5 protein-coding genes and 3 pseudogenes are annotated in these 5,912 nt (G+C 68.1%); 6 read left to right on the top strand and 2 right to left on the bottom strand.

Annotated elements, in window-relative coordinates; translation table 11 throughout:
• The first annotated feature begins 281 nt into the window (after positions 1 to 281).
• The 4 genes and pseudogenes from MFF54_RS27450 to MFF54_RS27435 all read left to right on the top strand — a co-directional run.
• Positions 282 to 2,051 (top strand): N-acetylglutaminylglutamine amidotransferase, encoded by a 1,770-nt coding sequence (locus tag MFF54_RS27450; RefSeq protein WP_238307348.1) that lies wholly within the window; start codon positions 282 to 284, stop codon positions 2,049 to 2,051.
• Positions 2,041 to 3,321: a carboxylate-amine ligase gene (locus MFF54_RS27445; protein WP_238307347.1), complete on the top strand. Its 1,281-nt coding sequence runs from the start codon at positions 2,041 to 2,043 to the stop codon at positions 3,319 to 3,321. Before MFF54_RS27450 ends, MFF54_RS27445 begins: the two co-directional genes overlap by 11 nt.
• Positions 3,322 to 3,325: 4 nt before the next feature.
• On the top strand, positions 3,326 to 3,514 hold the full coding sequence (locus MFF54_RS27440; protein ID WP_238307346.1) for a hypothetical protein: 189 nt from the start codon (positions 3,326 to 3,328) through the stop codon (positions 3,512 to 3,514).
• Between the two features lie 98 nt (positions 3,515 to 3,612).
• Positions 3,613 to 3,873 (top strand): annotated as a pseudogene (locus MFF54_RS27435) (Rrf2 family transcriptional regulator); the annotation flags it as partial.
• A gap of 120 nt (positions 3,874 to 3,993) precedes the next feature.
• On the opposite strand, the pseudogene MFF54_RS27425 reads toward MFF54_RS27435, so the two are convergent.
• Positions 3,994 to 4,458: pseudogene (locus MFF54_RS27425) on the bottom strand (SDR family NAD(P)-dependent oxidoreductase); the annotation flags it as partial.
• 139 nt (positions 4,459 to 4,597) lie between these two features.
• Positions 4,598 to 4,807, bottom strand: a complete 210-nt coding sequence (locus MFF54_RS27420) for a hypothetical protein (RefSeq protein ID WP_238307349.1) — start codon at positions 4,805 to 4,807, stop codon at positions 4,598 to 4,600.
• A 311-nt stretch (positions 4,808 to 5,118) separates the two neighbouring features.
• Here MFF54_RS27420 and MFF54_RS27415 point away from each other — a divergent pair, with 311 nt between their 5' ends.
• Complete coding sequence (locus MFF54_RS27415) at positions 5,119 to 5,550, top strand: hypothetical protein (RefSeq protein WP_238307345.1); 432 nt, start codon at positions 5,119 to 5,121, stop codon at positions 5,548 to 5,550.
• A gap of 31 nt (positions 5,551 to 5,581) precedes the next feature.
• A pseudogene (locus tag MFF54_RS27410) lies at positions 5,582 to 5,912 on the top strand (IS630 family transposase); the annotation flags it as partial.

Here is a 5,912-nt window from a genome sequence, read left to right as displayed (position 1 = left end):
TCGAAGCGAGCCCGCTCTCCGGAAGCCGCAACAACATACGATAACATTTGCCGAAAGGTTGCTGAATAACCAAGCACCGCTGCGAAATTCACTGGCAGGAACCGCTCATGTTTTGGCCAGTAGGTGCGATACTTGGCGAGAAATCCCTCAGAGGCTCCAACATCCACCTGAGGAATCCTAGCGCGGCCGAGCAAAGCGTTGGGCGCGCACGACAAGGCGCAGAATGCCGTCCAGCACCGCTCGCGCTGGGCCGCATCGATCGATGGGAGTTGCGGACCGGAATGTGTGGCATATGCGGTGAGGTCGGATTCGGCGTGCCGGCCGATGTTGCGGCCGTACAGGCGATGGCACGAACGCTTCAGGACAGAGGCCCCGATGCCGAGGGCGTGCTGGGACAGGGCCGCGTCGCCCTCGGACACCGGCGTCTGAAGATCCTCGACCTCTCGGATGCCTCCCAGCAGCCGATGCTTGATTCCGAGCTCGGTCTCGCGATCACCTTAGACGGCTGCATCTACAACTTCCGCGACCTGCGCGCGGAGCTCTCCGCGAAGGGCTACCGGTTCTTCTCGACCGGCGACACCGAGATCATCCTGAAGGCTTACCATGCCTGGGGACCAGCCAGCGTCGAGCGCTTCCACGGCATGTTTGCCTTCGCGATCTGGGAGCGCGACAGTGGCCGGGTCGTGCTGGCCCGCGACCGACTCGGCATCAAGCCCCTCTACCTCGCCCAGACGGAGACGCGCCTACGCTTCGCCTCAACCCTACCGGCGCTGCTTGCGGCCGGGGATGTGGACACCGCGATCGATCCGGTGGGTCTGCACAACTACATGAGCTTCCACGCAGTTGTGCCCGCACCCGGGACCATCCTTCAGGGCGTGCGCAAGCTGCCGCCTGCCACGCTCCTGACGATTGAGCCGGATGGCTCCCGGTCCGAGCGGGTCTACTGGAGCCTTTCGGTCGGGCCTCGTCCGGAGGACCGCTACCTGACGGAGGGCGACTGGCGCGCCCTCGTCCTTGATGCTCTCACGACGGCCGTGGAGCGCCGCCGCGTGGCGGACGTGCCCAGCGGTATCCTCCTGTCGGGCGGCCTCGACAGCTCGCTCCTCGTAACGCTTCTGGCGCGGAAGGGCGTGACGGACCTCAAAACCTTCTCGGTCGGCTTCGACGCCGTGAACGGGATCGCGGGCGACGAGTTCGCCTACTCCGACATCGTCGCCCGGGAGTTCGGCACCGCGCACGTCAAGATCGCGGTCGACGCCTCGCGGACGCTAGAGGCTCTGCCGGCCACGATCGCCGCGATGTCCGAGCCGCAGATGAGCCACGACGCGGTCGGCTTCTTCCTCCTGTCGCAGGAGGTCTCCCGCCACGTGAAGGTGGTCCAGAGCGGGCAGGGCGCCGACGAGATCTTCGGCGGCTACCACTGGTACCCGAGGCTGACGGGCTCGACGGACCCGGCCGCGGACTACGCGCGGGTCTATTTCGACCGAGACAATGCCGAGATGCGCGAGACCCTGTCCCCGGACTACCTCGACGGCGATCACAGCCGGGCCTTCGTCGATCGGTTCTTCGCCCGGGCGGGGGAGGGGGGCGCGATCGACCGGGTCTTGCAGCTCGACACGCAGGTCATGCTCGTGGACGATCCCGTCAAGCGGGTCGACAACATGACCATGGCTTTCGGGCTCGAGGCGCGCGTCCCCTTCCTCGATCACGAACTCGTCGAACTCGCCGCCCGCGTGCCCGCGGCGCTGAAGGTCGAGGGTGGCGGCAAGTACATCCTCAAGGAAGCCGCCCGGAAGAACCTGCCCGCGGAGGTAATCGACCGGCCCAAGGGCTACTTTCCCGTGCCCGCGCTCAAGCACATCCGCGGGCCCTACATGGACTTCGTGCGCGACGTGCTCGACAGCGCCGTCGCGCGGCAGCGCGGCCTGTTCAAGCGGGCCTATGTCGAGCGCCTGCTCGCCGACCCGGACGGAACCCTCACGCCGAAAGGCCACTCGAAGCTCTGGCAGGTGGCTCTGCTCGAATCCTGGCTGCAGACGCATGGAGTATGATCCCGCCGTCCTGCGGCACTTCGGTGCTGATCCGTGGCTGATCGGACGAGTCCTGGCGGGCCTCGCCTCGACGCGGCCGCATGATGCCGAGGCCTTCCCGATCGGCATCGAGGAGGAGTACTTCCTCGCCGACGCCCGCACGGGTGAGGCCGCCTTCCTCGCGCCGGACAGCTTCTTCGAGAATGCCGCCGCGGCGACTGAAGGCCGGGTCGGGCGGGAGTTCCTCCAGAGCCAGGTCGAGGCGGCGACGCCGCCCTACGCCTGCCTGCGGAGCGCCCGGGCCGAACTCAGCTACATCCGCCGCATGCTCGGTACGCTCGCCGCCGAGCGGGGACTGGCCGTGCTCGCCTGCGGCACGCACCCAACCGCCCGGTGGCGGGAGGCGGCCCGCAGCGAGAGGGACCGCTACGGGCGGATCATGGACGACCTGCAGATGATCGGGCAGCGCAACATGCTGTGCGGGATGCATGTCCACGTCCAGCTGCCTGATCCCGACCGACGGGTCGACGTGATGTGCCGGATGATCCCGTACCTGCCGCTGTTCCTCGCACTCTCGACCTCCTCGCCCTTCTGGCAGGCGCGGCCGACCGGCCTGAAGGGCTACCGCCTAGCGGCCTACGACGAGCTGCCGCGCACCGGCATTCCGGAGCTATTCCGCAACACGGGGGCCTACGACGCCTACGTGGCGGCCCTCGTCCGCTCGGGCGTGACGCCAGATTCGAGCCATGTCTGGTGGATGATCCGCCCATCCGCAAAGTACCCGACCCTGGAGTTGCGGGCGCCCGATTGCTGCACGCGGCTGGACGACGCCATTGCCCTCACGGCCCTGTTCCGCGCGCTCGCTCGGCACCTCTACCGCAATCCCGACCATAACCGCGGCCTGACCGCGGTCGAGCGGGCGATCGCACGGGAGAACAAGTGGCGTGCTCAGCGCTACGGCGTGCATGGCACCTTCGCGACCGCGGACGGTGCCATCGCGGTGGCCGACATCCTGGAACCGGTGCTGGCCATGGTCGCGGAGGATGCCGAGAGCCTGGGCTGCGCGCAGGAACTCGCGGGATGCCGGACGATCGTCCGGGAGGGCACGTCGGCCGACGCGCAGCTCGCGCTCTTCGCGGACGAGGAGGCCCGGAACGGCAGCGCCGCCGCCCTCACGGCCGTCGCCCGCTGGATAGGGCGGACGACAGTCGGAGATTGGGGCGGCGGGACGAGGCAGCCGGACGCGGCGGAGCCGAGTCCGGCCGCGAAGGACCTCAATCGAGGAGGGTAGGGCAATGGCCTTCATGATCACGGCCGAGACGCCGTCCGGGTTCGTCAGCGAGATGTGCCCGCACACTTGGAGCGCGATGATGCTGGCGCAGAACTGGGCCTCGCGTGGCTACCGCGACGTGCGCATCAGGGACGACGCTGGCACGACGTACGACGTCGCCGTGTTCCGCTTCCGCTGCTTGTCGACCTCATAGATCGACACGCCGCGCACCGAGCAGTTCACCGTGCCTGGGGCGCTGTACGGACCCATATCCGTCGACAGGGACGCGTCTCATGAACCATCATTAGTTGCATGAGACGGGACAGCAGTTTGCCGGGCGTGCTGCACGTCCTTCTCCACATGGCCGAGGCCGACGGGCCGGTGACGTCCGAGCGGCTAGCCATGATGATGGGTACCAACCCGGTCGTGGTGCGCCGGACGATAGCGGGACTACGCGTCCTAGGACTCGTGGCTTCCGGGAAGGGACATGGCGGCGGCTGGACCATCGCCTGCGACCTCGACCGGTTGACCTTGCACGATGTCTACCTCGCGCTCGGCTCGCCGGAGGTGTTGGACTGGAACTGCGGGCACTGGCCGAGGCGCATCCCGGCTGGACGTTCGTCGGCGTCGACCCGGCCCGGGAGATGCTCCGCCAGGCCGAGCGCACGCTCGGGCTGCTGATGGACCGGCGCCGATGTCCTTCTGGTTCGTCTGCTTGCCGGCGTTGTTGACCAGGATGTCGATCCCGCCGAGGTCGGTCACCGCCTTCTTCACGAGAGCCTCGCAGAACGCCTTGTCGGTGATGTCGCCGGGCAGGAGCACGGCCTTGCGACCCTCGGCCTCGATCAGCTTGGCGACCTGCCAAGCATCGGGCATCTCGTCCTCGACGAAGCTAAGCGCGACGTCGGCGCCCTCGCGAGCGAAGGCGATGGCGGCCCGCCCTATGCCGGAATCCGCGCCGGTCACCATGGCCTTGCGTCCCTCCAGGCGCCCGTGGCCCTTGTAGCTGGTCTCGCCGTGATCGGGTTTCGGGTCCATCGCCTGGGCGAGGCCCGGCGCCTCCTGCGGCTGCCGCTTGAACGGCGGCTGCGGGTACTGAGTGCGCGGTCCTGCTTCTTGAGGCGGCGGTCCGAGATCTTTGTCATGAAGGGGTCCTATGGCGCCGCCTTGGGCCGGAACGGCGAGTGCGGCGCGTCGAGCCGTGAGCTTCCACCCCTGAGCTCTGGCCAATCCCCAGCCGCTTCGGGAGTTCCGGCGCGTGAGGCATCCGAAATGGTGCGGCGGCCGGGCGCCGCACCTATCTCAAGGTCGGCGATTCACCTGGCTTCAGGTGCCGGTCCTCGCCGTCGGAACCACCAAGAGAGACGTGGTTGTTCAGCCGGCCCAAATGCTCGAAGACGTGCTCGAAAGCCTCCGTGACGGCCCGTTCGAAGGACCCGTCGTTTCTGCCCTGAGCGGCCTTCAGGGCGCCGAGGAGCTCCTGGTGCTTTTCGGTATCGCTCGACATGGCGGTCTCGATCGACATCCGGCTTCGCCGGCTCGTCGATCCAAGCGCGACCGACGCCCCCGGTTCCTGAAGAGGTAGCGGGTCGCGCGACCCGCTACCCGGTCTCCCCAGCGCGATCGATTTGGATCGGCTGCCATGATCGCAAGATGGGAGCGCGACCGGGTGGCTTCAGGGTGACGGGGCCACGTCGACTTCAGGCGTCGCCGACTCTGTCCGAAAACGAAGCTTCGCCGACGCGTCGGCAACCTGTTGACGAAGGTTTGACACGCACGGACAACCAAGCGGGTTAGGCGGGATTCGCGCACCAGTTGATGACACAGACACCTTCGGCGCACGGTTGGGCCCCTGTCGGGGGCGGAGACCTCGGCGACCTCATCCGCGGCCACGACTGGGCGGGGACCCCGCTCGGGGCGATGGCTGTCTGGCCAGGCCCCGTCCGCACCATCGTCCAGACGCTCCTACTCTCGCCCGTACCGATGGTCGCGGGATGGGGGCGCGAGGGCATCCTTGTCTACAACCATGGTTACGCCGAGGTCTGCGGGCCGCGCCACCCGCGCGCTATGGGCGGACGGCTGCTGGAGATCTGGCCGGAGGCCCGCACCTTCAACGCCCACGTCATCGGGAGTGGCCTTGCCGGCAAGCCCCTCAGCTTTCACGCGCAGGAACTCGAACTCTGGCGGCTAGAGCGTTTTCGGTCTGAGCTGAGTCGGAGGCGCGGGGTTCACGCGGCGGTGTGGATTTGATTCAGTGCGCGCTCTCGATGAGGAGCGAGGCATGGGCCGACCCTACAGCCAGGACCTACGCGAACGCGTCGTTGACGCGGCCGGGGCGACGTCGCGTCGACAGGCGGCCGCGCGCTTCGGTGTGGGCGTGGCCACGGCGATCCGCTGGATGGCTGCTGTGACGTCGACCGGGACGGTGGCGGCCCGTCCTCAGGGCCGGTCTCGCCGCTCCAAGCTCGACCCGCACGAGGCCTACCTACGGGGCCTGATCGCCGAGCGGGACGACCTGACCCTGGAGGAGATGCGCGCTCGCCTGAAGGACGAGCGCGACCTCACGGTCGGGCTGGGCACCCTGTGGGCCTTCCTCGACGCGCGCGGCCTGA

It is taken from the genome of Methylobacterium gregans (assembly GCF_022179245.1).
Lineage (GTDB): Bacteria > Pseudomonadota > Alphaproteobacteria > Rhizobiales > Beijerinckiaceae > Methylobacterium > Methylobacterium gregans.
This window is presented reverse-complemented; position numbering and strand designations above follow the sequence as displayed.